Here is a 26,308-nt window from a genome sequence, read left to right on the forward strand (position 1 = left end):
GCTACGTGCGCAACGAATGCCGCACTTTTGCACGCCCACCGGGTCTTCGGACCAGGGCCGCATGGACAACGCCAAAGCTCTCACGCAAACACAGGTCAACACCTGGGCGCGGAGCAGAGATCAACCAACGGAGAACACGAAAGTGCCTACGATTAACCAGCTGGTCCGCAAGGGCCGCACGCCGAAGGTCTCCAAGACCAAGGCTCCCGCGCTTAAGGGCAGCCCGATGCGCCGCGGTGTTTGCACCCGCGTTTACACGACCACCCCGAAGAAGCCAAACTCGGCTCTCCGTAAGGTTGCGCGTGTGCGCCTCAACGGTGGCGTTGAAGTTACCGCCTACATCCCCGGTGTTGGCCACAACCTCCAGGAGCACTCCATCGTGCTGGTCCGTGGTGGTCGTGTGAAGGACCTCCCGGGTGTCCGTTACAAGATCGTCCGTGGTGCCCTCGATACCCAGGGTGTCAAGAACCGCAAGCAGGCCCGCAGCCGCTACGGCGCAAAGATGGAGAAGAAGTAATATGCCTCGCAAGGGTCCGGCCCCGAAGCGGCCGCTAGTTTCCGATCCCGTTTACGGTTCCCCGTTGGTCACCCAGCTGATCAACAAGGTTCTGATCGACGGCAAGAAGTCCACCGCAGAGCGCATCGTTTACGGCGCCCTCGAAGGTGCACGCGCCAAGTCCGGTGGCGACCCCGTTGCCGCCCTCAAGAAGGCCATGGACAACGTCAAGCCTTCCCTCGAGGTCCGCTCCCGCCGTGTCGGTGGCGCAACCTACCAGGTTCCCGTTGAGGTCAAGCCGGGCCGCTCCACCGCCCTCGCTCTCCGCTGGCTGGTTGGCTACTCCAAGGCCCGCCGCGAGAAGACGATGACCGAGCGCCTCCAGAACGAAATCCTGGATGCGTCCAACGGTCTCGGTGCCGCTGTGAAGCGTCGCGAAGACACCCACAAGATGGCCGAGTCGAACAAGGCCTTCGCACACTACCGCTGGTAAATCTTCCCGTACGCCGCCGGCTCCCTGAGCCGGCGGCGAACGTGTAGTCCATCCGAAAGGGAGACACCGTGGCACAGGACGTGCTTACCGACCTTAGCAAGGTCCGCAACATCGGCATCATGGCCCACATCGATGCCGGCAAGACCACTACCACCGAGCGCATCCTGTTCTACACGGGTGTGAACCACAAGATCGGCGAAACGCACGACGGCGCTTCGACGACCGACTGGATGGAACAGGAAAAGGAACGCGGCATCACCATCACGTCTGCCGCCGTGACCTGCTTCTGGGACAAGAACCAGATCAACATCATTGACACCCCGGGCCACGTGGACTTCACGGTTGAGGTCGAGCGCTCGCTGCGCGTCCTCGACGGCGCCGTTGCTGTCTTCGATGGCAAGGAAGGCGTCGAGCCGCAGTCCGAGACTGTTTGGCGCCAGGCCGACAAGTACAACGTGCCGCGTATCTGCTTCGTCAACAAGATGGACAAGCTCGGCGCTGACTTCTACTTCACCGTAGACACCATCATCAGCCGCCTCGGCGCCAAGCCGCTGGTTCTCCAGCTGCCGATCGGTGCAGAGAACGACTTCATCGGCGTCGTGGATCTCCTTGAGATGCGCGCCCTGGTGTGGCCGGGCGATGCCAAGGGTGACGTCACCATGGGTGCCAAGTACGAGGTCCAGGAGATCCCCGCCGATCTCCAGGCCAAGGCTGAGGAATACCGTGCACAGCTCGTTGAGACTGTTGCCGAGGCTTCCGAAGAACTCATGGAGAAGTACCTCGACGGTGAAGAACTCACTGTCGAGGAGCTCAAGGCCGGCATCCGCAAGATGACCATCAACTCTGAGCTCTACCCGGTTCTCTGTGGTTCTGCCTTCAAGAACCGCGGCGTACAGCCGATGCTCGATGCTGTTGTTGACTTCCTGCCGAACCCGCTCGACGTCCCGCCCATGGTCGGTCACGACCCGCGCGACGAAGAGAAGGAGCTCACCCGCAAGCCTTCCGCCGACGAGCCGTTCTCGGCCCTGGCGTTCAAGATTGCGGCGCACCCGTTCTTCGGCCAGCTCACCTTCATCCGCGTGTACTCCGGTCACGTGGAAGCAGGCGCACAGGTGGTCAACTCCACCAAGGGCAAGAAGGAGCGCATCGGCAAGCTGTTCCAGATGCACGCCAACAAGGAAATGCCTGTTGAAGGCGCTACCGCTGGCCACATCTACGCAGCGATCGGTCTGAAGGACACCACCACGGGCGACACCCTGTGTGATGCGAACAACCAGATCGTCCTCGAGTCCATGAGCTTCCCGGAGCCTGTGATCTCGGTTGCCATCGAGCCGAACACCAAGGGTGACCAGGAGAAGCTCTCCACGGCCATCCAGAAGCTCTCCGCTGAGGACCCGACCTTCCAGGTCTCCCTCAACGAGGACACCGGTCAGACCATCATCGCCGGCATGGGCGAGCTCCACCTGGACATCCTGGTGGACCGCATGCGCCGCGAATTCAAGGTCGAGGCAAACGTCGGCAAGCCGCAGGTTGCTTACCGAGAAACCATCAAGCGCGCTGTAGAGCGTCACGACTACACGCACAAGAAGCAGACTGGTGGTTCGGGTCAGTTCGCAAAGATCCAGATCGCCATCGAGCCGATGGACACCGCCGACGGCGAGCTCTACGCGTTCGAGAACAAGGTCACCGGTGGCCGCGTGCCCCGCGAGTACATCCCGTCCGTTGACGCGGGCATCCAGGATGCACTCAACGACGGCGTTCTGGCCGGCTACCCGGTTGTCGGCATCAAGGCCACGCTGATTGACGGCGCGTACCACGATGTTGACTCCTCGGAAATGGCGTTCAAGATCGCCGGCCGTATGGCTTTCAAGGAAGCCGCACGCAAGGCGAACCCGGTTCTGCTCGAACCGCTGATGGATGTTGAGGTCCGCACCCCTGAGGAATACATGGGTGAAGTAATCGGTGACCTGAACTCCCGCCGTGGCCAGATGCAGTCCATGGAAGATGCCGCCGGCGTCAAGGTGATCCGTGCGCATGTTCCGCTGTCCGGCATGTTCGGCTACATCGGTGACCTGCGTTCGAAGACCCAGGGCCGTGCTGTGTACTCCATGACGTTCAACAGCTACGCCGAGGTCCCGAAGGCAGTTGCCGACGAGATCATCCAGAAGACCCGCGGCGAGTAATCACCGACGGATAAACCAGGATGCTGGCCCGTTCCGGGAAAGCATTCAGTGCAGGCGCCGGGCTGTAGCCCAGGCCGCAGTCCGGCCCCTGCGCGAACAGACTCCAGGTACTAGCATTGGTCCCTGAATCTGCAATTTCACCAAAACCAAAGCCCCCAAGTAGACTTGCTGGAGTTTCTGCCGCGAAAAGCGCGGCCGAGGAGCAACTCACTTGAAATCGTTCTAGGAGGAACCTGTGGCAAAGGCAAAGTTCGAGCGGACTAAGCCGCACGTCAACATCGGCACCATTGGTCACGTTGACCACGGTAAGACGACGCTGACTGCCGCCATTTCCAAGGTGCTGTACGACAAGTACCCCACTCTCAACGAGCAGCGCGACTTCGCGTCGATTGACTCTGCTCCGGAAGAGCGCCAGCGTGGTATTACGATCAACATCTCCCACGTTGAATACCAGACCGAGAAGCGCCACTACGCACACGTAGACGCTCCGGGTCACGCTGACTACATCAAGAACATGATCACCGGTGCTGCCCAGATGGACGGTGCGATCCTCGTGGTTGCCGCCACTGACGGCCCGATGGCTCAGACCCGCGAGCACGTTCTGCTCGCCCGCCAGGTTGGCGTTCCCTACCTGCTGGTCGCGCTGAACAAGTCCGACATGGTCGACGACGAAGAGCTTCTCGACCTCGTTGAAATGGAAGTTCGCGAGCTGCTCAGCGCTCAGGGCTTCGATGGCGACGACGCTCCCGTTGTTCGCGTTTCCGGCCTCAAGGCACTCGAAGGCGACCCGGTTTGGGTCAAGTCCGTCGAGGACCTCATGGAAGCTGTCGACAACTCGGTTCCGGACCCCGTTCGTGACCGCGACAAGCCGTTCCTGATGCCGATCGAAGACGTCTTCACGATCACCGGTCGTGGAACCGTTGTTACGGGTCGCGCCGAGCGCGGTACCCTCGCGATCAACTCTGAGGTTGAAATCGTTGGTATCCGTCCGGTCCAGAAGACCACCGTTACCGGTATCGAGATGTTCCACAAGCAGCTCGACGAAGCATGGGCCGGCGAGAACTGTGGCCTCCTGCTCCGCGGTCTGAAGCGCGACGACGTCGAGCGTGGCCAGGTTGTCGTCAAGCCGGGTTCCATCACCCCGCACACCGACTTCGAGGCAAACGTCTACATCCTTTCCAAGGACGAAGGCGGACGTCACAACCCGTTCTACTCGAACTACCGCCCGCAGTTCTACTTCCGTACCACGGACGTAACCGGCGTTATCACCCTGCCGGAAGGCACGGAAATGGTTATGCCTGGCGACAACACTGAGATGACCGTCGAGCTCATCCAGCCCATCGCTATGGAAGAGGGCCTCGGCTTCGCAATCCGTGAAGGTGGCCGCACCGTTGGTTCGGGACGTGTTACCAAGATCATCAAGTAGTTTCTACTTGTAGATCGGTGGAGGACCGGCCGCCTGGCCTCCGGTAGCAAAGCAAAGAAGAACCCCGTCACTATCGTGGCGGGGTTCTTCTTTGCTATCGTTTATCTATCGAATGGATTAATGGCGGATGGTGGATCCGTGACTTTGCGAAGCCGAAGCCCGTGCGGCTTCGTCGCCCCATGGGATAGGAGAGCAGCAATGTCTGGCTTCTTTGGCACCATCCTCGTATTGGCTATCGTCTTGGTCGCCGCTTTAGTGTCCTACTCCGCGGGGAAATCGAAAGGACGGTGGCTTGCCGAAAGGGATGCACAACGGTTGGTTGACGATTCCGTTGGGCAGTATCGCTCAGGCTATCTAGCCGGCCACTTGGCAGGGTGGCGAGACGCCGAGGCCCGGCGCCTATCTGCTCCTGCGGAGGAACGGGCCTCCCGCCCGCCTGGCCCGGAGGGCCCGCAAACGTTCCCGCCTATTCCCGTGCAGGGCGCCCCGGAGCAAATCGCGCCGAACCAAATCGCACCAGTCCAAGCCACACCAGCCCAGCCCGCGCCGGTTGGGCCCGTGCCAGTTGAACCGTGGCCGCTCCCGATTCATTCGCAACCAGCGCAGGTGCAACCAGCCCGGATCTCGCCAGAGGCCCTTCGCGACGAACAAGCGGCCCGGAAACAGAAGCGGGATCGGCAGAACATCAACATCACGCTGTACGTGGCAAGCCTTCTGCTGGTCGCCGCCTCAGCGCTGTTCATCGGCACCAGCCTCCCGTCCGTTCTCCGCTTTGCCGGTGTCTGGACCATCACCGCGGCCTTTTATGCCGCGGGCTTCATCCTCCATGCGAGGGCTCCCAGGCTACGGCCCGCAGCGATCGCCTTCGCGGGAACGGGCCTTGCGTTGATCCCCGTGACGGGGCTGGCGATGTACAACTTCGCCTTGAACAACGGCGCGGCCGCCTGGCTGGTCACGTCCGTCGTCGGGACGGTGGCCTATGTAGTCGCCGCAGTTCGACTCGACAACAGGGTTCTCGCCTTCCTGTCCTTGAGCTTTGTGGTCTCCTCGGCGTGGTCCGGTGTGTCCATGCTGGGCGGCGCCCTTGTCTGGTATTTCGCTTCCCTGATCGGCTTCGCCGTGTTCCTGACCCTGATGGCCACGCGCAAACCGCACTGGCTTCCGCCGGTCTATATCCGGCCCTTGATGTCCCTCCACCCCTATGTGGTGCCGTTCGTTGCACTTGCCGCCAGTTTCGTGCCCCAACATCTGGGGAAGGACGAGTACGCCATCATCATGGTGGTGTGCGGCGTGTATTTCGCCGTCATGGCGGCCCTTCCCCAGGGCGTGTTCCGGCTCCAACAGTTCTATGCGGCGAGGCTCTCATTCACCGTGGCCTTCCTCGTGTTCCTTTCGGACGCCGGGCTTGGGTTGCCGGAGGTACTGTTGGCCGCCGTCGTTCTTCTTGCTCTGCAGTCGCTGTGGCCGGCATTCGACAGCAGCCGGTTCGCCCGTTGGTTCCCGGGTCCGGGCACATCCCAGGCGATCCGGCGCTGCCGGATTGATGCCGTGGTGTGCTTTGGCCTTCAACTGGCGGCTGCCTCCATGGCGGCCTTCGCCATCCTGGTCCGGCATTCCGGGACGCCCGTGGGCCTCCCGTTGTTCGCGAGCCTCCTGTGCGGTTTGGTCCTGGCGTGGAAGCTGGGAGGCCACGCCGAGTGGCTCCCCGTGGGCGCCCTTGTGGTGGCGGCGCCGTTTGCCGATGAACTCGGCGGTTGGCCGACGGCGGCATTGTTGGCTATCGCCGGCGCGTTCTGGCTGCTGCGGGCCAGCAGGCCAATGGAGGGCAAACGCAGGGTCTTTGTCCTCGCGGGGCGCATTGCGCTCACTCTCAGCATCCCGGCAGCGACAGCAGCTGTAGCGCCGGAGAATCCCGACCGCGCTGCCGCCGTCGTCATGGCGTTCCTTGCCGCGGTGACGTTCCAGTTGCTGTTGGAAGCCGCGCTGATCCGCTTGGGTGTCAGGACCTTCGCGCCGACCGCCTGCCTCGCGGCCTTTGCCGGGGCGGGCATGGCCGTGATGCCTTTGCTTATTTTGCTCGAGCAAGCCCCGGACCAACCCCTGACAGCGTCGGCCATCAGAATTCATGTCCTTGCTGCCGCGCTGGTTGGTTGGACGCTGTTCCCGAATGCGGTGAGAGTCACCCTGCGCGGAAGGATGGTTGAGTTCCTCGCCCCGGCGGCCCTAGCCTGGGCGGGAGTGCTGTCCTTCGGAGCCCTGTCCGTGGCGTTGGGAAATGCTGTGTTGCTCGTTGGCATGCTGTATTTCACGGTTCAGGCGCTCCGTCTTCCCCGCACCCTGCACCGCCGCAGCTATTGGTGGGCGGTCCGTGCCCTCGTCACCCTTCTCGCGGGCACAGGCTATCTGCAGTTGCTCCGGGACGGAGGTGGCCTGGAGTTGGCGGGGGAGAGGCTTCAGCTTGCAACTGTGGTCTTCATCGCCTTGACCCTCCAGGTCATTCCGCCCCTCGTGGAGGCGGTCCGCGGTCCTGACCGAGGCCTCGCGACACTCGACGCCGCCGTGGTGCTGCCCTTCATGGCCGGCGCCGTCGCCGTCGTGAGCATTTCCGGGCGCTACGTCGACGGCTCCGTGGCCGGAAGCTGGCAAGCGGCCGCGGCCTCACTCATCATGGCGGCCTCGGCGGTGGCGGCCGGGTTCATGCTTCGCACGGAGGGCGCCTCCTCAGTCTTCGTGCCGGCGACGTTGGCGCTCTTGCTGCTGCTTCGCGGTGGGCACATTCACGAGGTCGAGGCGTTGCTTGCCATCTTCGCCGGGTTCAGCGCCGTCATGGTGGCTGCGGCACCCGGGCGGACGGCGAAGGGCGTCTACTTCATTGCCGCCAGGATTCTCACGGCCGCCCTCGCCGCAGTCTTCGCGCACGACGTGTCGGCCTCCGTCACCGTTGTGTCGCTGACTTTCGCGGGCGTCCTGGTGCTGCAGCACATCGCCCGCTGGCTCATGCGGAACCGCTTGCAGCAGATTCCCTTCCAACAGGCGGCAGTCTGGGTGACGCTCGGAGCGCAAGCCGTGCTGCCGGCGATGTACCTTTTGGCTCAGCAGGAAGCCCACGACGGCGGCCGCTGGGTCCTGCTGCTCGAGCTGGCAGCGTTGTTGGTCTCCGCCGTCGTGGCGAGCCGGATCTTCACCGCCCGGGGCGCCGGGTATTTCACCATCCCGGCGTCGGTTGCCGCGGTGGTGGCAGCCGGACCCGAGGTGTCATTCCCTGCCGGGACGTGGCTCGCGGAACCCCTGTTCGGTCAGTTCGCGGTGATTCTGGTGCTGCTCGCGATGTCGCTACTGGTGACTGTTGTGAGGCTGCTGGTCCAGCCGGGAAGCGGCGTCCCCGAGCATTGGTTCTGGCTGGCGGCGGCGCTGTCTTTCGCGGGTGCCGGAGGCGCGCTGTCGGTTGACGTTCCGCACACCGCCATGACTATGGCGGGACTGGTACTGGCGCTAGTGTGCTTCGTGGCCTCCCACGTCGAGGGAATGCCGGGCTTCTACCCGCTTGCCTCCGCCGCTAGCCTCGTCGGTGCTACTGTCCTGGTCGCTACGGCCCTGGATGAGGCTCCCCTTCTGGGGCAGGCCGGGGCTCAATGGGAGGATTTCCTCCCGTGGCTCCTGGGCTGCGCAGGATCGGCCGCTGTGCTCTACGCTGCCCGTTGGTCCCGGATCCCGGGCGTGGGGTCGCAGCCTGTGCGCAAGTTGTCGCTCGCGGCAGCGGCAGGAGGGGGATTTGCGCTGGCCGCAGCTGCAGGCCTACTGCACGATGACACCGCTCTGGCAGGAACTTGCCTTCTCGGCGCCGCCGTGGCCGTGGCCTACCTCGAAGTACCCCGGGCCATCAGATTCACTGTCGCGGAGCTGGGGGCGGTGCTGGTGCTTGCCGCCGCACAGCGGGCGGTCCTTTTCGTCCATGGAGCCAGGCCCGAGCTCTTTTGGGTGGTGCAGTGGTTCGCGGTCCTCGGTGCCGTTTTGGCAGGGGTGCGCTATTACGTAGGGGACAATCTGGAGGGGCGTATCAGATTGGGGATCGCCTCAGGCTTGTTGTCCTTCGGAGGCCTCCTCTCGGTAGTGCCAGGAAGCCTCTTCCCGGGCACTGAGCCACAGCAACTATGGGTCCTCGTCGGATATGCCGTGTTACTGCTTGCCGGACTTGTCCTCGCCGAGCGCATGTTCGTGTGGTGGGGTGCCGCGGGCGTTGCCCTCAGCGTGATGTGGGCCCTTCGTTCCTATGCCTTCGCGATGCTCGCCGTGATCGCCTTGGCATTGATTGTCCTTGCGGTCTGGCGCCTCAACCGGACCTCGCCCTGATACCGTTGCCTCAAGGGAGGAATGCGAAATGGGAACGCTGATTTTTCTGGTCTTGGTGGTTGTTGTGGTAGCCGGGGTCTTTTGGGGAAGGAAATACTTCCGCCGCGAGATCGAGCGCGCCAAGCGCATCAATCGGGCGAACAGGAAAGATTGATTTAGCACGATCGGTCCACAAACAGGACTTCGAATCAGCTCCTGCGCGCCTTGCTCAAGGACTGGTACCAGTAATACGAGTCCTTGGGGGTTCTCTCGAGGGTGTCGAAGTCCACGTGCACCAGGCCGAAACGCTGCGAATAGCCCGCGGCCCATTCGAAGTTGTCCAGTAGCGTCCAGACGTAGTAGCCCAGAAGTTCGACGTCGTGGGCGATCCCGCCAGGGGCCGTGGCCCTCAAGGCCTGGCCAAGGTGAGAAGCAAGGTAGCTGATGCGGTCGGCGTCGTGCACCGGACCCCGCGTGTGGTCCGGTTCCGGGAAGCTCGCGCCGCTCTCTGTGATGAAGAGGGGAGGCAGCGCTGCTCCGTAGCGGTCTTTCAACTCCCGGAGCAGGATTCCGAGGTGTTCGGGGGCCACAGGCCAGCCAAATCCTGTCGTTTCGTATTCGGGGAAGGCCGCAAGGTGGAACGGAAGCTTGGCCATCATGTCCGGGGTGTTCCAGTGCGCGGTTCCGTCGGCGTGGCCCGAGGCTACTTTGACGGGGTAGTAGTAGTTCAGGCCGTAGAAATCCAAGGGCTGGTGGATGGTCTTGAGATCTTCGTCCCGGACTTTGCCCAGGGCGCGGAACCAAGGCCTCACCTGTAGCGGCGGCTTCGGGTACCGCCCCAGGAGGATGGGATCGGCATACACCCGGTTGAAGATGAGGTCGAAGGCCTTAGCCATGAGGCCGTCTGCCAGCCGCTTGCTTGCGGGCCGGACTGGAGAATGCACGTTGGCTACGCCGACAGTTCCTGCCACTCCGGCAGCGCGCAGGGCCTGGACGGCCAGGCCGTGCCCCAACAACTGGTGGTGGGCAGCCGGCAGGGCATCGAAAAGCAGGCGCCTGCCGGGAGCGTGGACGCCGAGCGCGTACCCTTGCAACGCGACCGAAACTGGTTCGTTCAGGGTGACCCATTGCGCCACGCGGTCACCGAAGCGCTGTGCGGCCGCGGCGGAGTATTCGGCGAACCGTTCCGCCGTCGCCCGATTAAGCCAGCCGCCGTCGTGCTCCAACGGCAGGGGAGTATCCCAATGGAACAAGGTCACCATGGGGGACACGCCGGCCTTCAGGAGCTTGTCGATCAGGCGGTCGTAGAAATCCAGTCCCTGTTGGTTGATCGGTCCCTTGCCGCCGGGTTGGATCCGTGGCCAGGAGAGAGAGAACCGGTAGGAGTCCACGCCCAGGTCCTGCATGAGGGCAATGTCCTCGTCCGTCCGGTTGTAGTGGTCGCAGGCGACTGCAGGGGAGTGCCCGTCGACGATCGCGCCTGGTTTCTCGGCAAATGCATCCCAGCTCGACGGTCCGCGACCGTCCGCTGTGAGCGAGCCCTCGATCTGGAAGGCCGCAGCAGCGACGCCCAAGGTGAAGTCCGGCCGGATGCGGCCTGCAAGATCCCCCACCGCGGCATCTTGGACAGTCATGACCCCATCATCCCGAGCGCAGGAGCTGATGGCAATGGTCCGACGAGGCCCGATTGGCTTATGCCGGGGAATTCCGGCATACTAGGTGAGTTGTTCAAGCGCTTCTTCGCGTCCCGATCCGGATAATGCCGGGTGTCAGGGTCCAAGCTGAAGCCCAAACATAACCCAGATCCCCAAAGGAATTCGGACGATTTTGCGCGGAAAGCGCGACACGCCCGACCGCGGGGGTCGGTTACACCGGCAAGTTGAGGAACCCGGATCCCTCCGGATTCAGCTTGTGCGGCGGGTGGTAGTACTACTTCAAATGCTTCGGCAGCCACATGCAACACGTAAGTGAACAGGGCAGCCTTTATTCGAGGGCAGCACAGACTGAAAGAGAGTCAGGCGACATGGCGGGACAAAAAATCCGCATCCGGCTGAAGTCATATGACCACGAGGTCATTGATGTTTCAGCGCGGAAGATCGTTGAGACGGTCACGCGCGCAGGCGCAACGGTAGTGGGCCCCGTGCCGCTGCCGACGGAGAAGAACGTGTACTGCGTTATCCGGTCTCCCCACAAGTACAAGGACAGCCGTGAGCACTTTGAAATGCGTACTCACAAGCGTCTGATCGACATCATCGACCCCACGCCGAAGGCTGTTGACTCGCTTATGCGTCTCGACCTGCCGGCCGACGTGAACATCGAAATCAAGCTGTAGGGAGGTGCTGAGAAAACTATGACCGCAACCCGTAATGTAAAGGGCCTGCTGGGCACGAAGCTCGGCATGACCCAGGTCTGGGACGAGAACAACAAGCTCATCCCGGTAACTGTCGTCCAGGCTGACTCCAACGTCATCACCCAGCTGCGCAATGCAGAGACTGATGGCTATGTCGCCGTTCAGATCGGCTACGGCCAGATCGATCCCCGCAAGGTCACCAAGCCGCTGGCTGGTCACTTTGAAAAGGCTGGCGTAACTCCTCGCCGCCACGTCGTCGAACTGCGCACTGCAGACGCCGCGTCTTACGAACTGGGCCAGGAGCTTTCTGTTGAGCTCTTCGAAGCCGGTCAGAAGATCGACGTCGTCGGCACCAGCAAGGGTAAGGGCTTCGCCGGTGTTATGAAGCGTCACGGCTTCCACGGTGTTGGAGCCTCCCACGGTGCGCACAAGAACCACCGCAAGCCCGGTTCAATCGGTGGCGCATCCACCCCGAGCCGCGTCTTCAAGGGTCTGAAAATGGCCGGTCGCATGGGCGCAGAACGTCACACCACGCTGAACCTCACGGTTCACGCTGTTGACGCCGAGAAGTCGCTGCTCCTTATCAAGGGTGCCGTCCCCGGTGCCCGCGGCCAGGTCGTCCTCGTACGCACCGCCGTGAAGGGAGCCTAGTTAGATGACTAGCACTGTCAAGGTAGACCTGCCTGCAGAGATCTTCGACGTCCAGACCAACGTGCCGCTGCTGCACCAGGTCGTCGTCGCACAGCTCGCTGCTGCTCGCCAGGGTACCCACAAGACCAAGACCCGCGCCGAAGTTTCCGGTGCAGGCCGCAAGCCGTTCAAGCAGAAGGGCACCGGCCGCGCCCGTCAGGGTTCCATCCGTGCTCCTCACATGACCGGTGGTGGCATCGTCCACGGCCCGACGCCGCGTGACTACAGCCAGCGGACCCCCAAGAAGATGAAGGCTGCCGCACTGCGTGGCGCCCTGTCCGACCGCGCCCGTAACGGCCGCATCCACGTCGTTGCTGAACTGGTCGCTGGCACCAAGCCGTCCTCCAAGGCAGCACTCGCCGCGTTGCGTGCAGTCTCCGAGCGTCGGAACCTGCTCGTTGTTATCGAGCGCGCCAACGATGTTGCCGCACTGTCCGTGCGCAACCTCGCAGATGTTCACGTTCTGTACGCAGACCAGCTGAACACCTACGACGTGCTGGTTTCCGACGACGTTGTCTTCACCAAGGCTGCGTTCGAGGCTTTCATCGCTGACAAGGCAAAGAACGAGGAGGATGCCAAGTGAGTGCAGCCACCATCAAAGACCCGCGCGACGTCGTCATTGCACCCGTCGTTTCGGAAAAGAGCTACGGCCTGATCGACGAGGGCAAGTACACCTTCCTGGTGGACCCCCGCTCGAACAAGACCGAGATCAAGCTGGCCGTGGAGAAGATTTTCTCCGTCAAGGTCGAATCGATCAACACCATCAACCGTGCCGGTAAGCGCAAGCGGACCAAATTCGGCTGGGGACAGCGCAAGAGCACCAAGCGTGCAATTGTCACCCTCAAAGAAGGCACAATCGACATCTTCGGCGGTCCGCTCGCGTAGCGGAGACCACTTTAACGAGGAAATGAATTATGGGAATCCGTAAATACAAGCCGACTACCCCGGGCCGTCGCGGCTCGAGCGTAGCCGACTTCTCCGAAATCACGCGATCGACTCCGGAAAAGTCGTTGCTGCGTCCGCTGCACAAGACTGGCGGCCGTAACAACACCGGTAAGATCACTACCCGTCACAAGGGTGGTGGCCACAAGCGCCAGTACCGTCTGATCGACTTCCGTCGTCACGACAAGGACGGCGTCAACGCCCGCGTTGCCGAAATCGAGTACGATCCGAACCGCACGGCTCGCATCGCCCTCCTGCACTACGTTGATGGCACCAAGCGTTACATCATCGCCCCGAACAAGCTGTCCCAGGGTGACTTCGTCGAGGCTGGCCCCGACGCTGACATCAAGCCGGGCAACAACTTGCCGCTGCGCAACATCCCCGTTGGTACCACCATCCACGCAGTTGAACTGCGTCCGGGTGGCGGCGCCAAGATGGCCCGTTCCGCAGGTGCTTCGGTTCAGCTCGTCGCCAAGGAAGGCCGTTTCGCCCAGCTGCGTCTGCCCTCCGGTGAAATCCGCAACGTTGACGTGCGCTGCCGCGCAACCGTCGGCGAGGTCGGCAACGCCGAGCAGTCGAACATCAACTGGGGCAAGGCCGGCCGTATGCGCTGGAAGGGCGTTCGCCCGACCGTCCGTGGTGTCGCCATGAACCCGGTCGATCACCCGCACGGTGGTGGTGAAGGTAAGACTTCCGGTGGACGTCACCCGGTCAACCCGAACGGTAAGCGTGAAGGCCGCACCCGCCGCCCCAACAAAGAGAGCGACAAGCTTATTGTTCGTCGCCGCCGTACTGGCAAGAACAAGCGATAGGAGCCTGGACACATGCCACGCAGCCTGAAAAAAGGTCCTTTCGTAGACCAGCACCTCTTTGTGAAGGTCGCCAGGGAAAACGAAAAGGGCACCAAGAACGTCATCAAGACCTGGTCCCGCCGTTCGATGATCGTCCCGGACATGCTGGGTCACACGATTGCCGTTCACGACGGACGCAAGCACATTCCGGTGTTTGTCACTGAGTCGATGGTCGGGCACAAGCTCGGCGAATTCGCTCCCACGCGGACATTCCGCGGCCATGTCAAGGACGACCGTAAGGGCAAGCGCCGCTAAGGCGCTCGCTCTACGGCTAAGACGAGAGAAGGAAAGCAATGGAAGCCAAGGCTATTGCGCGTCACATCCGCGTAACGCCTATGAAGGCCCGGCGCGTCGTCAACCTTGTTCGTGGTAAGCAAGCGAATGAGGCTCTGGCAATTCTGAAGTTCGCCGAACAGGCAGCTTCGGAGCCGGTATTCAAGGTAGTTCAGTCGGCAATGGCAAACGCACGGGTCCTCGCGGACCGCGACGGCGTTGCCTTTGACGAAGGAGACCTCTACATCAGCGAAGCGTTTGTTGATGAAGGCCCGACCATGAAGCGGTTCCAGCCGCGTGCTCAGGGTCGCGCATTTCAGATCAAGAAGCGCACGAGCCACATCACCGTGGTAGTCGCTACCCCGGAGAAAGAGGAGGCTCGCTAAGTGGGACAGAAAGTAAACCCGCACGGGTTCCGACTCGGCATCACCACCGATCACGTATCGCACTGGTTTGCTGACAGCACCAAGGCTGGCCAGCGGTACAAGGACTTCGTTCGCGAAGACATCCGCATCCGCCAGCTCATGTCCACGGGCATGGAGCGCGCTGGTATCGCCAAGGTCGAAATCGAGCGCACCCGTGACCGTGTCCGCGTGGACATCCACACGGCTCGCCCGGGCATCGTCATCGGCCGCCGCGGCGCAGAAGCGGACCGCATTCGCGGCGAGCTCGAAAAGCTCACCGGCAAGCAGGTCCAGCTGAACATCCTCGAGGTCAAGAACCCCGAGATGGAAGCACAGCTTGTTGCCCAGGGCGTTGCTGAGCAGCTGACTTCCCGCGTGGCTTTCCGCCGTGCGATGAAGAAGGCCATGCAGTCCGCACAGCGTGCGGGTGCCAAGGGTATCCGTATTGCTTGCTCCGGTCGACTGGGTGGCGCAGAAATGTCCCGCTCCGAGTTCTACCGCGAAGGCCGTGTGCCCCTGCACACCCTGCGTGCGAACATCGACTACGGCTTCTACGAAGCCAAGACCACCTTCGGCCGCATCGGCGTGAAGGTCTGGATCTACAAGGGCGACGTCACCGCGAAGGAACTGGCTCAGCAGGCAGCTTCCGCTCCGTCCCGCGGCCGCGGTCCCAGCGACCGCCCGGGCCGCCCGGGTGGCGCCGACCGTGGTGACCGCCGTCGTCGTACCGACCGTCCGGCAGCTGACGCAGCACCTGTTGCTGCAGAGGCTCCGGCAGCTGAAGCTGCTGCTCCCGCAGCAGAAGGAGGACAGGCTTAAATGCTTATCCCACGTCGAGTCAAGCACCGTAAGCAGCACCACCCGGGTCGTTCCGGCGCTGCAACGGGCGGCACCAAGGTCACTTTCGGTGAGTACGGTATCCAGGCGTTGAGCCCGGCCTACGTCACGAACCGTCAGATCGAGTCTGCCCGTATCGCGATGACCCGCCACATCAAGCGTGGCGGTAAGGTCTGGATCAACATTTACCCGGACCGTCCGCTGACGAAGAAGCCGGCCGAAACCCGCATGGGTTCCGGTAAGGGTTCTCCGGAATGGTGGGTCGCAAACGTCAAGCCGGGCCGCGTTCTCTTCGAGCTCGCCGGTGTCAATGAAGAGGTAGCTCGCGAGGCACTGCGCCTGGCAATCCACAAGCTGCCGTTGAAGGCACGCATTGTGCGTCGCGAAGGTGGTGAATAGAAATGGCAGTAGGGTCGAAGGATCTCGCACCCGCACAGCTGGACGGTTTCGACAACGAGCGTCTCGTTGAAGAACTCCGCAAGTCCAAGGAAGAGCTGTTCAACCTGCGTTTCCAGTCCGCCACCGGACAGCTGGAGAACCACGGTCGTCTGCGCGCGGTAAAGAAGGACATCGCACGCATCTACACCGTTCTCCGTGAGCGCGAGCTGGGCATTCGTGCCGAGGTTGCCGCACCGGTTGTGGAAGCCAAGGAAGAAAAGAAGTCCAAGAAGGCAGAAGCCAAGGCTGAGAAGGCCGAAGCCGAGGCTGGAGAGGACGCCAAGTGAGCGAACAGAAGGAAACTGTGACGGAAGCAGCAGCCAGCGCTGAACAGCGCGGTTACCGTAAGACGCGTCGCGGCTACGTTGTCTCTGACAAGATGGAAAAGACCATCGTTGTTCAGGTTGAAGACCGCGTGAAGCACGCTCTGTACGGCAAGGTCATTCGCCGCACCTCGAAGATCAAGGCTCACGACGAGCAGAACACCGCCGGCATCGGCGACCTCGTTCTGATCTCTGAGACCCGCCCGCTGTCCGCTACAAAGCGGTGGCGCCTGGTCGAGATCCTCGAAAAGGCTAAGTAATCCCGCGCCGGGCTTTGTCCGGCAGCGATATGGATTGGTGGAAAGGCCCGTATTCCGTTAGGAATGCGGGCCTTTCCGCGTTTCGGTCCGCAGCACAAAACGTGCTAGGATATTGAGTTTGTATGGCGCCAGTTGTGCGTCAACAACCACCTCGTAAACAATCGTGCCGCGGCATACTGCCCCGCGCAGTTATTTCCGCAAGGGAAGCTGATGCTGGCGGCACGGGAGTTTAGGCCTGCTCTGGCAAAATCCAGGCAGGTCAAGAGACACCCCGATCAACCGTTCCGCAAGGCTCATTCCGTATGCTCCATTTCGGTCTGAGAACCGGCGCGACGCAAGGAGTAAAAATTGATTCAGCAGGAGTCGCGACTGAAGGTCGCCGACAACACGGGTGCTAAGGAAATCCTTACCATTCGCGTTCTCGGTGGATCCGGCCGTCGCTACGCAGGCATTGGCGACGTCATTGTCGCAACCGTCAAGGACGCTATCCCGGGCGGCAACGTAAAGAAGGGTGACGTCGTCAAGGCTGTCATCGTTCGTACCAAGAAGGAACGCCGCCGTGCGGATGGTTCCTACATCAAGTTTGACGAGAACGCAGCTGTGATTCTGAAGAACGACGGCGACCCCCGCGGTACCCGTATCTTCGGCCCGGTTGGTCGTGAACTCCGTGACAAGAAGTTCATGAAGATCGTTTCGCTGGCTCCGGAGGTGCTGTAACCCATGGGTGCAAAGATCAAGAAGGGTGACCTGGTTCAGGTCATCACCGGCGCCAAGCAGGAACGTGGCGGCGACCGTGGCAAGCAGGGCAAGGTTCTTCGCGTGTTCACCGAGACCAACCGCGTCCTGGTAGAAGGCATCAACCGAGTCACCAAGCACACCAAGGTCGGTCAGTCGCAGCGCGGCACCAAGACCGGTGGCATCGAGGTCGTTGAGGCCCCGATCCACGTCTCCAACGTTGCTCTTGTTGACCCCTCGACCAAGAAGCCGACCCGCGTTGGTTTCCGTCTCGAGACCGTTGAGATGGACGGCGTCTCCAAGACCGTCCGTGTCCGCGTGTCCAAGGCATCCGGGAAGGACATCTAATGACTGAGACTCTCGAGACTCCAGCGAAGATCGTTCCGCGTCTGAAGACGAAGTACGCCGATTCCATCAAGCAGACCCTGGTTGAGGAATTCAAGTACGAGAACGTGAACCAGGTTCCCCGCCTGGTGAAGGTTGTTGTGAACATGGGTGTTGGAGATGCCGCCAAGGACTCCAAGCTGATCGACGGCGCTGTCCGCGACCTCACCCTGATCACCGGCCAGAAGCCGCAGGTAACCAAGGCCCGCAAGTCCATCGCCCAGTTCAAGCTGCGCGAAGGCATGCCCATCGGTGCACACGCAACTCTGCGTGGGGACCGTATGTGGGAATTCGTGGACCGCCTCGTAACCCTCGCCCTGCCCCGTATCCGCGACTTCCGCGGCCTCAACGGCAAGCAGTTCGACGGCAACGGCAACTACACCTTCGGTCTGACCGAGCAGGTTATGTTCCACGAAATCGACCAGGACTCCATCGACCGCGTTCGCGGTATGGACATCACGGTTGTCACCACTGCAAAGACCGATGACGAAGGCCGTGCGCTGCTCAAGGCACTTGGCTTCCCGTTCAAATCCGAAGACTAATAACTACGTAGTAGGTCCGGCCGCGGCTGCTTTGTAGCCAACGCGGAAACCATTACGAGGAAGGGCAAGAGCCCAAAATGACTATGACAGATCCTGTCGCAGACATGCTTACGCGTCTGCGCAACGCCAACTCGGCATACCACGACACCGTGAGCATGCCGTACAGCAAGCTCAAGGCACGCGTTGCCGACATCCTGAAGGCAGAAGGCTACATTGCTGCCTGGAAGGAAGAGGAAGCCGAAGTCGGCAAGAAGCTGACCATCGACCTCAAGTTCGGTCCGAACCGCGAGCGTTCGATCGCTGGTGTCCGCCGCATTTCCAAGCCTGGCCTCCGCGTTTACGCGAAGTCCACCAACCTGCCTCACGTGCTGGGTGGCCTGGGTATCGCAATCCTGTCCACCTCTTCCGGCCTCCTGACTGACAAGCAGGCCGGCAAGAAGGGCGTGGGCGGCGAAGTCCTCGCGTACGTCTGGTAACGGGAAAGGAAGAGAATAATGTCACGTATTGGACGTCTCCCCATCACCGTTCCTGCCGGCGTTGAAGTTAAGGTTGATGGCTCTGTCATCAACGTCAAGGGCACCAAAGGCGAGCTGAGCCACACTGTAGCCAGCCCGATCGAGGTCACCCTGGACGAAAGCACCTTGACTGTCACCCGCCCGAACGACGAGCGCGCTTCGCGTTCCCTGCACGGCCTGACCCGCACCCTGATCGCCAACATGATCGAGGGCGTCACCAAGGGCTACGAAAAGAAGCTTGAAATCGTTGGTACCGGTTACCGCGTTCAGGCCAAGGGTTCTGACCTTGAGTTCGCTCTCGGCTTCAGCCACCCGGTCAATGTCTCCGCTCCCGAAGGCATCACCTTCACGGTGGAGGGGCCGACCAAGCTCTCCGTCGCTGGTATCTCCAAGCAGCAGGTCGGCGAGGTTGCTGCCAACATTCGCAAGCTGCGCAAGCCCGACCCCTACAAGGGCAAGGGTGTCCGTTACGCCGGCGAAGTTATCCGCCGCAAGGTCGGAAAGGCTGGTAAGTAAACCATGGCCATCGCAATTAACAAGAAGCGTACGAACAAGAGCAAGTCTGCTGCACGCAGCCGTCGCCAGCTTCGTATCCGCAAGCGCATCACCGGCACGGCTGCTCGTCCTCGTCTGGTCGTCAACCGCTCCGCACGCCACATCTTCGTCCAGGTTGTCGATGACAGCAAGGGTGTAACCGTGGCTTACGCTTCCACTTTGGAAGCCGACCTTCGTGCATTCGACGGCGACAAGACTGCCAAGGCCAAGCGCGTCGGCGAGCTCGTTGCCGGGCGTGCCAAGGCTGCAGGCATCGAAGCTGTTGTCTTCGACCGCGGTGGTAACAAGTACCACGGCCGCATCGCCGCCGTCGCTGACGGCGCACGTGAAGGTGGGCTGGCACTGTGACCGTTGAGAATAACGAAAAGGACATTCAGGTGACTGAAGCTGCAGCTGCTGAGGCAACTGAGACTGCTGCTGCCACCGACGACCGCCGCGGCGGCCGTCGTGGCGAGCGTGGTGACCGTGGCCAGGGCCGCGGCGACCGTGGTGGCCGTGGCGGCCGCGACGGCGGTCGCGAGGCCGAGAAGAGCCAGTTCGTAGAGCGCGTTGTAACCATCAACCGTGTTGCCAAGGTCGTCAAGGGTGGTCGTCGCTTCAGCTTCACCGCACTCGTCGTCGTCGGTGACGGCAACGGCCTGGTTGGCGTCGGCTACGGCAAGGCGAAGGAAGTTCCGGCAGCTATCGCAAAGGGCGTTGAAGAAGCCAAGAAGTCCTTCTTCCGCGTTCCCCGCGTTGGCAACACCATCCCGCACCGCGTGCAGGGTGAGGCCGCAGCAGGCGTTGTCATGCTGCGTCCGGCTTCCCCGGGTACCGGTGTTATCGCCGGTGGTCCGGTCCGCGCGGTACTGGAATGCGTCGGTATCCACGACGTTCTCTCCAAGTCGCTCGGTTCCTCGAACGCCATCAACATCGTTCACGCGACTGTTGACGCCCTGAAGCGACTGGAAGAGCCCGCTTCCGTGGCAGCCCGCCGTGGCTTGCCGCTGGACGAGGTTGCTCCTGCTGCTCTGGTGCGCGCACTCCAGAACCAGAAGGCAGGTGTTTAGTCATGGCTAAGAACCTGACTCCCTCCGACGCTCAGTTGGAGATCACCCAGATCAAGGGCGTCATCGGCGCCAAGCAGAACCAGCGTGAAACCCTGCGGTCCCTCGGCCTCAAGCGCATCGGACACACTGTTGTCCGTACCGCTGACGCCGTGACTGTTGGAATGCTCAACACGGTTCCGCACCTCGTGAATGTAGAGGAGGCGAAGTAATGGCTGAGAACAAGACTGCCGATAAGGCAGAGAACGTGGCTGCCGACAAGCAGAACGCCCTGAAGGTCCACCACCTGCGTCCTGCCCCCGGTGCCAAGACTGCCAAGACCCGTGTTGGTCGTGGTGAAGGCTCCAAGGGTAAGACCGCCGGTCGCGGTACCAAGGGTACGAAGGCCCGCTACCAGGTCAAGGCTGGCTTTGCCGGCGGCCAGCTGCCACTGCACATGCGCCTGCCGAAGCTTCGCGGCTTCAAGAACCCGTTCCGGGTTGAGTTCCAGGTTGTAAACCTGGACAAGCTCAACGAGCTGTTCCCGGAAGGTGGCGCTGTCACCGTCGAGTCCCTGGTTGAGAAGGGCGCCGTTCGCAAGAACCAGCCCGTCAAGGTGCTGGGCACCGGCGACATCACCGTCAAGGTTGACGTCACCGCCCACGCTTTCTCCTCCAGCGCAGCTGAGAAGATCGCAGCAGCAGGCGGAACCACCACTGCCCTCTAAAGGGCTCTGGGGCTATCGCCCGCTGTGAAAGGACTCCCGGTGTGGAGGGCTTCGGCCCCTCGCACCGGGAGTTTTTTCACATGGCGCGCACCCCTCGATTGTTCGCATGGCGCATCAAACCGTTAGACTCGGGTGTTGGGTTTCAATGACCCCTTTCGACACCCTTGGACTTTTAACTCAGGAGGACGCTTGCTAAGCGCATTCGGCCGGGCATTTCGGACGCCTGATCTGCGACGCAAGTTGTTGTTCACGCTGGGAATCATCACAATCTTCCGCTTGGGAGCTTTTATCCCCTCGCCTGGTGTGAGCTACCAAAATGTTCAGCAATGTTTGTCAAGCAATCAGGACCAGGGCGGCCTCTACCAGCTCGTCAACCTGTTCAGCGGTGGTGCACTGCTGCAGGTTTCGATCTTTGCTCTGGGGATCATGCCGTACATCACGGCCAGCATCATCGTGCAGCTGCTCCGCGTGGTCATTCCGCGGTTCCAGCAGCTCTATGACGAAGGTGCCTCTGGCCAGTCGAAGCTGACGCAATACACGCGTTATCTGACCATTGCGTTGGGCCTTCTGAACGCCACTACTTTGGTATCCCTGGCGCGCTCCGGGCAACTGCTGCCCAACTGCCAGCTGCCGATCATCCCCGACACGAGCATCATCGCCACGATTCTTGTAGTCATCACTTTGACGGCCGGTACGGGCCTCATCATGTGGATGGGCGAACTGGTTACCGAGAAGGGCGTGGGCAACGGCATGTCGCTGCTCATCTTCACTTCCATCGCTGCCGGCTTCCCAACCTCGCTTGGTGCCATCTGGAACTCCAAGGGACCGGGCACCTTCTTCACGGTCTTGGCGATCGGCCTCGTGACCGTCGCACTCGTGGTCTTCGTCGAGCAGTCCCAGCGGCGCATTCCGGTCCAATACGCCAAGCGTATGATCGGCCGGCGCACCGTGGGCGGCACCAGCACCTACATCCCCATCAAGGTGAACATGGCCGGCGTCGTGCCCGTCATCTTCGCATCCTCCATGCTCTACCTGCCGGGGCTGATTGCGCAGTTCAACCAGCCGAAGGCCGGAGAGTCCATCGCCCCGTGGGTTGAGTGGATCAACAACAACCTCACCAAGGGCGACCACCCCATCTACATGGCGCTGTACTTCGTCATGATTGTGTTCTTCACCTACTTCTACGTCGCGATCACCTTCAACCCTGAAGAGGTCTCGGACAACATGAAGAAGTACGGCGGGTTCATTCCGGGCATCCGGGCGGGCAAACCGACCGCGGACTACCTGCAGTACGTGCTTTCCAGGATCACCCTCCCCGGCGCCTTCTACCTGGGCTTCGTGGCGTTGATTCCGCTGGTCGCACTCGTCCTGATCAGCGCCAACCAGAACTTCCCGTTCGGTGGCACATCAATTCTGATCATGGTGGGTGTGGGCCTGGAAACCGTCAAGCAGATTGATGCGCAGCTACAACAACGTCACTACGAAGGGCTTTTGCGATGACGAGAATGCTGATCATTGGACCTCCGGGTTCTGGCAAGGGAACCCAGGCTGAGCGGATTTCCGAGCGCTTGGGCGTAGTCGCCATTTCCACGGGCGACATCTTCCGTGCGAACGTCAAGGGCGAAACCCCGCTGGGTATTGAAGCCAAGAAGTACATGGATGCCGGCGATTTCGTTCCGGACAGCGTAACGAACAAGATGGTCCGTGACCGCCTGAGCGAGAACGACGTCGAGAACGGCTTCCTGCTCGACGGGTACCCGCGCACCACGGCCCAGGTGGAATACCTGGACCAGATCCTCGCCGACACGGAAGAGAAGCTCGACGTCGTGCTTCAGCTGACGGCCGACGACGAGGAACTTGTTTCGCGCTTGCTGGGCCGTGCCAAGGAGACCGGACGCTCGGACGACAACGAAGGTGTCATCCGCCACCGCCTGGACCTCTACCACGAGCAGACCGAGGCCGTTGTGGCCAAGTATGCCGAACGCGGCATCCTCACCCAAGTCGATGGCATTGGCGGCATCGACGAGGTCACGGATCGTGTGTTGCTGGCCATCGAGGCGGCCAAGGCGGTCTAGTCAGCTGCATGACTGTTGAAAGGGTGTGTCCCGCGCCGGAGCGAACTGCTCCCAGGCGGGACACACCCTTTTCTGTTCCCCTTCTGCCGGACCGAAACCAGTGACGCTTCTGTGTCGTTCCCGGCTCCGGTTTCAGGCATGGCCGCTGATGCGGGAAAATAAGAGATCAAAGGGTGATCTGGTTCCGCAGCCCACCATAAGCAGTACACGACAAGAGGAGACCATGGCGTTCGGCCAGCCCCGCATCGAATACAAGACCAATGAGCAAATGCGCAAGATGCACGAGGCCGGCTTGGTCCTCAGCAGAGCGCTCAACGCGGCCGTTGAGGCAGCGAAACCGGGGGTGACCACGCGTGAGATCGACGCCGTGTTCGCGGCGGTCCTCATCGACGCTGGGGCAAAGTCGAATTTCCTCGGGTACCACGGCTTCCCGGCCACCATCTGCACTTCCGTCAACGAGGAAGTAGTCCACGGCATCCCCGGCGACCGCGTCCTCCAGGACGGGGACATCATTTCGATCGATGGCGGAGCGATCGTTGATGGTTGGCATTCCGACTCCGCGCGCACCGTGATAGTCGGTGCGGCCGATCCTGAAGACCAGCGGCTCTCGGATGTCACCCAGGCCGCTATGTGGCGTGGAATTGCTGCCTTGGCCAAGGGAAAGTTCGTGGGCGACATCGGCAACGCCGTGGATGACTACGTCTCCTCCGTCCCGGGAAAGCCGCTGGGCATCCTGGAAGACTACGTAGGCCACGGCATCGGTTCCGAGATGCACATGGCCCCTGACGTGTTGAACTATCGCACCACGCACCGCGGCCCGAAGATCAGGCCGGGGCTGTGCCTTGCGATCGAGCCCATGCTCGTCCGTGGCAACATCGAAACAGCAACCCTCGACGACGACTGGACCGTGGTGACCACCGACGGGAAGCGTTCGTGCCAGTGGGAGCACTCGGTCGCCGTCCACGAAAAGGGCATCTGGGTGCTTTCCGCGCCCGACGGCGGTGCGGAGCACCTGGTGCCGCTCGGCGTCGTACCCGTTCCGATTCCCTGACCCCCAAACTGGGAGCCGATACAGAAAATCCCTGGCGACACCGGAATTCCGTTGTCGCCAGGGATTTTTCGTTTCGGGAGCTTTAGCTAGCTTTGAGCTTGGGCTTCACGTCCTTGGTGTAGATGCCTTCGAGGGTTGCCTTGAGGTCCGTCATGGTGGCCTTCACGTCGCCCTGCTGGGTGAGGATCTTCGCCGCGGCCTTGGCCATCTCCTGGTCGGCACCGGGCAGGAATACGCGGGCGTTGTCCTGCACCTTGGTGACGGCGAGCTGGTCCATGGCCGTCTTGATCTGCGGAGTCTTGGCGAGGACTGCCGTCATGTCGGCGGAGACGCGCGTGGGCATGTAGCCGGTCGCGGCGGAGAATGCCGCGGTGTTCTCCGGTTCGGTCATGAATTTCAGGAAAGTGGCAGCCGCGAGCTGGACTTCCTTGCTGACACCGCTGGGAATCCCGAGTCCCGCGCCGCCGGTGGGGCAGACGTTGGTCTCGGCCTTGGGGCCGCCCGGAAGGAAGCCGACGCCGACGTTGAACTTGGCGGACTTCAGCACGCCCAACAGGTCTCCCGTGGAGGAGATCGTGGTGGACGTGATGCCTGCGGAGAAGTCGTCCGCAGCGTTCTTGGAGGAGACGCCGGCCCACTTGTCCTTGTAGATGGAGTCCTGGGCCCACTGCAGGGCCGTAACGGACTCGGTGGAATCGCAGTTGAAGGTCCAGCCGTTGGACCAGCTGCCGCCCCAGCCCCACAGGTTGTTCTGCAAGGTCCAGCCGGCGTATCCGGCAAGGGCAGGGTAGATGTAGGCGTACTTCGCGCCCGAGCTGGCCTGGAGCTTGGGGGCCCACTCGGCGAACTCCTGCCAGGTCTTGGGAGCCCGGTCCGGAAGGCCAGCGGCCTTGAAGTGGTCCTTGTTGTAATAGAACAGCGGGGTGGAACGGCCGTAGGGGAGTGCCCACTGCTTGTTGGCGTATTGGTAGTCCGCTACGAGGGACTTCTGGAAGTCGTCGATTTTGACGTCCAACTGCTTGATGAGTCCGTCCAACGGAATGATGTTGCCGTTGGTGTAATAGCGGAACCACCAGACGTCGGAGAGCACTACGAGGCCGGGGAGGGCAGACTTCGCTGCCTGCGAGGTCTGGAACTTCTGCGCGATTTCCTCGTAGTTGGCGCCTGCCGTTACGAGGTTCACCTTGATGTCCGGGAACTTCGCCTGGAACTTGTCGATGATGGATTGCTCGACGGCCTGGGACTGCCCGGGGTGGCTGGTCCAAAAGTCGAACGAGCCGGCCGGCTTGACGCCCGTGAAGTCGATGTCCGAAGGGCTGGTGCTCGCTGCACTGCCGCTCGTCGACGGACCGCCGCATGCTGCCAGGGCGGCTGCGCCGACTCCGAGTCCGGCGAGCCCCAGGAAGTTTCTGCGATCAAGATTCATTGCCATGGTTGGTCCTCTCAAGGATGCAAAGGTGGTGATGGGGGTTGTGTGGAAGTGCTGTGTTTATTAGCCGGTGACGCTGCCCTGGGTGAGCCCGGCAACTATGTAGCGTTGCAACGCTGCGAAGACCAGGAGGATGGGGATGATCACCAGGACGGCTCCAGCCATCAAGATCCCCCAGCCCGCGCCGTTGCCTTCAGAGTTCTGAAGCAAGGTCAGGCCGACCGGGAGGGTCATGGTTTCCGGCCGGTCCGTGATGATCAGCGGCCAGATGTAGTCGTTCCATTCGCTGACGACAGTGACGAGGGCAACGGTGGCGATCGAGGGGAGCGAGACGGGGACGACCACTTGCCACAGCCTGCGCCAATGGCCCGCGCCGTCGATTTCCGCGGCCTCGAGGATGGACCCCGGAAGGGTCTTGAAATGCTGGCGAAGGAGGAAGGTTCCAAAGGCCGTGCCGAGTCCCGGAAGGATGATTCCCCACAGGGTGTTCTTCCCGCCGATTCCCGCAATCAGGATGTAGTTGGGGAGGATCGACACCTGCGGCGGCACCATCAGGGCCACGAGGATCACGACGAAGATGATGTTCTTGAACGGGAAACGGACGAAAACCAGGGCGTACGCCGTCAGGATCGCCAGGATCACCTTGACCGTGGAACCGACCGTGGTGACGATCAGGCTGTTCAGGAAGAACTGTGCGAACGGCACTGTGGTCATGGCCGTGTGGTAGTTCTCCAGGTTCAGGCCCTGCGGAAGGATCTTGAGGTCCGTGGTGACGATCTCGCCGGGCTGCTTGAAGGAACTCAGCAGCATCCACAACAGCGGCAGGACCACCACGAGGGTGGCCACGATCAGCGGGATGTAGCCGCCTGCCAGTGTCTGGACAAGGTTCGAGCGGGAGAGCGGCTTGTCGCGCCGCGCCGGGAGCTCCGGACCGGCGTCGGGAGCTTTCAGGGTCCCGACGCCGCTTGCGGAGTT

The 26,308-nt window shown here is 61.8% G+C and carries 32 protein-coding genes; 29 read left to right on the forward strand and 3 right to left on the reverse strand.

Annotated elements, in window-relative coordinates:
• Window positions 1-142 precede the first annotated feature (142 nt).
• The 6 genes from rpsL to QRN52_RS19420 all read left to right on the forward strand — a co-directional run bounded on the left by rpsL (window position 143) and on the right by QRN52_RS19420 (window position 9,102).
• On the forward strand, window positions 143-517 hold the full coding sequence (rpsL, locus tag QRN52_RS19395) for a 30S ribosomal protein S12 (RefSeq protein ID WP_009358312.1): 375 nt from the start codon (window positions 143-145) through the stop codon (window positions 515-517).
• A gap of 1 nt (window position 518) precedes the next feature.
• Entirely contained in the window at window positions 519-989 is a 471-nt protein-coding gene (gene rpsG / locus QRN52_RS19400) for a 30S ribosomal protein S7 (protein ID WP_059387355.1), read from the forward strand.
• A gap of 68 nt (window positions 990-1,057) precedes the next feature.
• Window positions 1,058-3,172: an elongation factor G gene (gene fusA, locus QRN52_RS19405; RefSeq protein WP_284755113.1), complete on the forward strand. Its 2,115-nt coding sequence runs from the start codon at window positions 1,058-1,060 to the stop codon at window positions 3,170-3,172.
• A 235-nt stretch (window positions 3,173-3,407) separates the two neighbouring features.
• The gene (gene tuf / locus QRN52_RS19410) at window positions 3,408-4,598 is read left to right on the forward strand and encodes an elongation factor Tu (RefSeq protein WP_059387357.1); all 1,191 of its coding nucleotides are present in this window, start codon (window positions 3,408-3,410) and stop codon (window positions 4,596-4,598) included.
• 606 nt (window positions 4,599-5,204) lie between these two features.
• Complete coding sequence (locus QRN52_RS19415) at window positions 5,205-8,948, forward strand: hypothetical protein (protein WP_284755114.1); 3,744 nt, start codon at window positions 5,205-5,207, stop codon at window positions 8,946-8,948.
• A 28-nt stretch (window positions 8,949-8,976) separates the two neighbouring features.
• On the forward strand, window positions 8,977-9,102 hold the full coding sequence (locus QRN52_RS19420) for a hypothetical protein (RefSeq protein ID WP_284755115.1): 126 nt from the start codon (window positions 8,977-8,979) through the stop codon (window positions 9,100-9,102).
• Between the two features lie 34 nt (window positions 9,103-9,136).
• Here the strand turns inward: QRN52_RS19420 and QRN52_RS19425 are convergent, their stop codons facing one another.
• Window positions 9,137-10,561 (reverse strand): GH1 family beta-glucosidase, encoded by a 1,425-nt coding sequence (locus tag QRN52_RS19425; RefSeq protein ID WP_284755116.1) that lies wholly within the window; start codon window positions 10,559-10,561, stop codon window positions 9,137-9,139.
• 389 nt (window positions 10,562-10,950) lie between these two features.
• Here QRN52_RS19425 and rpsJ point away from each other — a divergent pair, with 389 nt between their 5' ends.
• The 23 genes from rpsJ (at window position 10,951) to map (ending at window position 23,904) form a co-directional block, all read left to right on the forward strand.
• Entirely contained in the window at window positions 10,951-11,259 is a 309-nt protein-coding gene (gene rpsJ / locus QRN52_RS19430) for a 30S ribosomal protein S10 (RefSeq protein WP_003803825.1), read from the forward strand.
• Window positions 11,260-11,277: 18 nt separating this feature from the next.
• Window positions 11,278-11,928, forward strand: coding sequence for a 50S ribosomal protein L3 (gene rplC / locus QRN52_RS19435; protein WP_059387360.1), 651 nt, complete (start codon window positions 11,278-11,280; stop codon window positions 11,926-11,928).
• Between the two features lie 4 nt (window positions 11,929-11,932).
• Window positions 11,933-12,550, forward strand: a complete 618-nt coding sequence (gene rplD, locus QRN52_RS19440) for a 50S ribosomal protein L4 (protein WP_284755136.1) — start codon at window positions 11,933-11,935, stop codon at window positions 12,548-12,550.
• Window positions 12,547-12,852 (forward strand): 50S ribosomal protein L23, encoded by a 306-nt coding sequence (gene rplW / locus QRN52_RS19445; RefSeq protein ID WP_059387362.1) that lies wholly within the window; start codon window positions 12,547-12,549, stop codon window positions 12,850-12,852. The genes rplD and rplW overlap by 4 nt, the downstream gene beginning before the upstream one ends.
• Before the next feature lie 29 nt (window positions 12,853-12,881).
• Window positions 12,882-13,721: a 50S ribosomal protein L2 gene (gene rplB / locus QRN52_RS19450; RefSeq protein ID WP_028265104.1), complete on the forward strand. Its 840-nt coding sequence runs from the start codon at window positions 12,882-12,884 to the stop codon at window positions 13,719-13,721.
• Window positions 13,722-13,733: 12 nt separating this feature from the next.
• Complete coding sequence (rpsS, locus tag QRN52_RS19455; protein ID WP_018773666.1) at window positions 13,734-14,015, forward strand: 30S ribosomal protein S19; 282 nt, start codon at window positions 13,734-13,736, stop codon at window positions 14,013-14,015.
• A gap of 38 nt (window positions 14,016-14,053) precedes the next feature.
• The gene (gene rplV, locus QRN52_RS19460) at window positions 14,054-14,419 is read left to right on the forward strand and encodes a 50S ribosomal protein L22 (protein WP_028265103.1); all 366 of its coding nucleotides are present in this window, start codon (window positions 14,054-14,056) and stop codon (window positions 14,417-14,419) included.
• Window positions 14,420-15,256 (forward strand): 30S ribosomal protein S3, encoded by an 837-nt coding sequence (rpsC, locus tag QRN52_RS19465; protein ID WP_284755143.1) that lies wholly within the window; start codon window positions 14,420-14,422, stop codon window positions 15,254-15,256.
• Window positions 15,257-15,673, forward strand: a complete 417-nt coding sequence (gene rplP / locus QRN52_RS19470) for a 50S ribosomal protein L16 (RefSeq protein ID WP_028265101.1) — start codon at window positions 15,257-15,259, stop codon at window positions 15,671-15,673.
• Window positions 15,674-15,675: 2 nt separating this feature from the next.
• Window positions 15,676-15,999: a 50S ribosomal protein L29 gene (rpmC, locus tag QRN52_RS19475; protein ID WP_059387364.1), complete on the forward strand. Its 324-nt coding sequence runs from the start codon at window positions 15,676-15,678 to the stop codon at window positions 15,997-15,999.
• A complete protein-coding gene (rpsQ, locus tag QRN52_RS19480) occupies window positions 15,996-16,295 on the forward strand; it encodes a 30S ribosomal protein S17 (protein WP_059387365.1) in 300 nt (99 codons plus the stop codon). The genes rpmC and rpsQ overlap by 4 nt, the downstream gene beginning before the upstream one ends.
• Window positions 16,296-16,643: 348 nt before the next feature.
• Window positions 16,644-17,012 (forward strand): 50S ribosomal protein L14, encoded by a 369-nt coding sequence (gene rplN / locus QRN52_RS19485; protein WP_003803789.1) that lies wholly within the window; start codon window positions 16,644-16,646, stop codon window positions 17,010-17,012.
• Window positions 17,013-17,015: 3 nt separating this feature from the next.
• Complete coding sequence (gene rplX / locus QRN52_RS19490) at window positions 17,016-17,378, forward strand: 50S ribosomal protein L24 (protein WP_284755149.1); 363 nt, start codon at window positions 17,016-17,018, stop codon at window positions 17,376-17,378.
• Window positions 17,378-17,956: a 50S ribosomal protein L5 gene (gene rplE / locus QRN52_RS19495; protein ID WP_059387367.1), complete on the forward strand. Its 579-nt coding sequence runs from the start codon at window positions 17,378-17,380 to the stop codon at window positions 17,954-17,956. Before rplX ends, rplE begins: the two co-directional genes overlap by 1 nt.
• Before the next feature lie 77 nt (window positions 17,957-18,033).
• A complete protein-coding gene (gene rpsH / locus QRN52_RS19500; RefSeq protein WP_028265096.1) occupies window positions 18,034-18,432 on the forward strand; it encodes a 30S ribosomal protein S8 in 399 nt (132 codons plus the stop codon).
• Window positions 18,433-18,450: 18 nt separating this feature from the next.
• Window positions 18,451-18,987, forward strand: coding sequence for a 50S ribosomal protein L6 (gene rplF, locus QRN52_RS19505; protein ID WP_059387368.1), 537 nt, complete (start codon window positions 18,451-18,453; stop codon window positions 18,985-18,987).
• A gap of 3 nt (window positions 18,988-18,990) precedes the next feature.
• Window positions 18,991-19,374 carry a 50S ribosomal protein L18 gene (gene rplR, locus QRN52_RS19510; RefSeq protein WP_236812276.1) on the forward strand — a complete coding sequence of 128 codons (384 nt, stop codon included), beginning with the start codon at window positions 18,991-18,993 and terminating at the stop codon, window positions 19,372-19,374.
• Window positions 19,375-19,403: 29 nt separating this feature from the next.
• Window positions 19,404-20,075, forward strand: coding sequence for a 30S ribosomal protein S5 (gene rpsE / locus QRN52_RS19515; RefSeq protein ID WP_171983517.1), 672 nt, complete (start codon window positions 19,404-19,406; stop codon window positions 20,073-20,075).
• 2 nt (window positions 20,076-20,077) lie between these two features.
• Window positions 20,078-20,284, forward strand: coding sequence for a 50S ribosomal protein L30 (gene rpmD, locus QRN52_RS19520; protein ID WP_059387371.1), 207 nt, complete (start codon window positions 20,078-20,080; stop codon window positions 20,282-20,284).
• Entirely contained in the window at window positions 20,284-20,778 is a 495-nt protein-coding gene (gene rplO / locus QRN52_RS19525) for a 50S ribosomal protein L15 (RefSeq protein ID WP_284755150.1), read from the forward strand. Before rpmD ends, rplO begins: the two co-directional genes overlap by 1 nt.
• Before the next feature lie 189 nt (window positions 20,779-20,967).
• Window positions 20,968-22,278, forward strand: coding sequence for a preprotein translocase subunit SecY (secY, locus tag QRN52_RS19530; RefSeq protein ID WP_059387373.1), 1,311 nt, complete (start codon window positions 20,968-20,970; stop codon window positions 22,276-22,278).
• A gap of 5 nt (window positions 22,279-22,283) precedes the next feature.
• A complete protein-coding gene (locus tag QRN52_RS19535; RefSeq protein ID WP_284755208.1) occupies window positions 22,284-22,853 on the forward strand; it encodes an adenylate kinase in 570 nt (189 codons plus the stop codon).
• 223 nt (window positions 22,854-23,076) lie between these two features.
• Window positions 23,077-23,904 (forward strand): type I methionyl aminopeptidase, encoded by an 828-nt coding sequence (map, locus tag QRN52_RS19540; RefSeq protein WP_284755152.1) that lies wholly within the window; start codon window positions 23,077-23,079, stop codon window positions 23,902-23,904.
• Between the two features lie 82 nt (window positions 23,905-23,986).
• On the opposite strand, the gene QRN52_RS19545 is transcribed toward map, so the two are convergent.
• Together QRN52_RS19545 and QRN52_RS19550 are read right to left on the reverse strand one after the other, a co-directional pair.
• Window positions 23,987-25,336 (reverse strand): ABC transporter substrate-binding protein, encoded by a 1,350-nt coding sequence (locus tag QRN52_RS19545; protein WP_284755153.1) that lies wholly within the window; start codon window positions 25,334-25,336, stop codon window positions 23,987-23,989.
• A 60-nt stretch (window positions 25,337-25,396) separates the two neighbouring features.
• Window positions 25,397-26,284: a carbohydrate ABC transporter permease gene (locus QRN52_RS19550; protein WP_284755209.1), complete on the reverse strand. Its 888-nt coding sequence runs from the start codon at window positions 26,282-26,284 to the stop codon at window positions 25,397-25,399.
• Window positions 26,285-26,308: the final 24 nt, after the last annotated feature.

Source organism: Arthrobacter sp. efr-133-R2A-120, from assembly GCF_030209835.1.
In the GTDB taxonomy this organism is placed as follows: Bacteria; Actinomycetota; Actinomycetes; order Actinomycetales; family Micrococcaceae; genus Arthrobacter.

What these genes read in the sequence shown, in the direction of transcription:
- rpsG (WP_059387355.1), top strand. Translation starts at nt 519, where the DNA reads ATGCCTCGCAAGGGTCCGGCCCCGAAGCGGCCGCTAGTTTCCGATCCC.
- QRN52_RS19420 (WP_284755115.1), top strand. Translation starts at nt 8,977, where the DNA reads ATGGGAACGCTGATTTTTCTGGTCTTGGTGGTTGTTGTGGTAGCCGGG.
- QRN52_RS19425 (WP_284755116.1), bottom strand. Translation starts at nt 10,561, where the DNA reads ATGACTGTCCAAGATGCCGCGGTGGGGGATCTTGCAGGCCGCATCCGG.
- rpsJ (WP_003803825.1), top strand. Translation starts at nt 10,951, where the DNA reads ATGGCGGGACAAAAAATCCGCATCCGGCTGAAGTCATATGACCACGAG.
- rplC (WP_059387360.1), top strand. Translation starts at nt 11,278, where the DNA reads ATGACCGCAACCCGTAATGTAAAGGGCCTGCTGGGCACGAAGCTCGGC.
- rplD (WP_284755136.1), top strand. Translation starts at nt 11,933, where the DNA reads ATGACTAGCACTGTCAAGGTAGACCTGCCTGCAGAGATCTTCGACGTC.
- rplB (WP_028265104.1), top strand. Translation starts at nt 12,882, where the DNA reads ATGGGAATCCGTAAATACAAGCCGACTACCCCGGGCCGTCGCGGCTCG.
- rpsS (WP_018773666.1), top strand. Translation starts at nt 13,734, where the DNA reads ATGCCACGCAGCCTGAAAAAAGGTCCTTTCGTAGACCAGCACCTCTTT.
- rplV (WP_028265103.1), top strand. Translation starts at nt 14,054, where the DNA reads ATGGAAGCCAAGGCTATTGCGCGTCACATCCGCGTAACGCCTATGAAG.
- rplP (WP_028265101.1), top strand. Translation starts at nt 15,257, where the DNA reads ATGCTTATCCCACGTCGAGTCAAGCACCGTAAGCAGCACCACCCGGGT.
- rpmC (WP_059387364.1), top strand. Translation starts at nt 15,676, where the DNA reads ATGGCAGTAGGGTCGAAGGATCTCGCACCCGCACAGCTGGACGGTTTC.
- rplX (WP_284755149.1), top strand. Translation starts at nt 17,016, where the DNA reads ATGGGTGCAAAGATCAAGAAGGGTGACCTGGTTCAGGTCATCACCGGC.
- rplE (WP_059387367.1), top strand. Translation starts at nt 17,378, where the DNA reads ATGACTGAGACTCTCGAGACTCCAGCGAAGATCGTTCCGCGTCTGAAG.
- rpsH (WP_028265096.1), top strand. Translation starts at nt 18,034, where the DNA reads ATGACTATGACAGATCCTGTCGCAGACATGCTTACGCGTCTGCGCAAC.
- rplF (WP_059387368.1), top strand. Translation starts at nt 18,451, where the DNA reads ATGTCACGTATTGGACGTCTCCCCATCACCGTTCCTGCCGGCGTTGAA.
- rplR (WP_236812276.1), top strand. Translation starts at nt 18,991, where the DNA reads ATGGCCATCGCAATTAACAAGAAGCGTACGAACAAGAGCAAGTCTGCT.
- rpmD (WP_059387371.1), top strand. Translation starts at nt 20,078, where the DNA reads ATGGCTAAGAACCTGACTCCCTCCGACGCTCAGTTGGAGATCACCCAG.
- rplO (WP_284755150.1), top strand. Translation starts at nt 20,284, where the DNA reads ATGGCTGAGAACAAGACTGCCGATAAGGCAGAGAACGTGGCTGCCGAC.
- QRN52_RS19535 (WP_284755208.1), top strand. Translation starts at nt 22,284, where the DNA reads ATGCTGATCATTGGACCTCCGGGTTCTGGCAAGGGAACCCAGGCTGAG.
- map (WP_284755152.1), top strand. Translation starts at nt 23,077, where the DNA reads ATGGCGTTCGGCCAGCCCCGCATCGAATACAAGACCAATGAGCAAATG.
- QRN52_RS19545 (WP_284755153.1), bottom strand. Translation starts at nt 25,336, where the DNA reads ATGGCAATGAATCTTGATCGCAGAAACTTCCTGGGGCTCGCCGGACTC.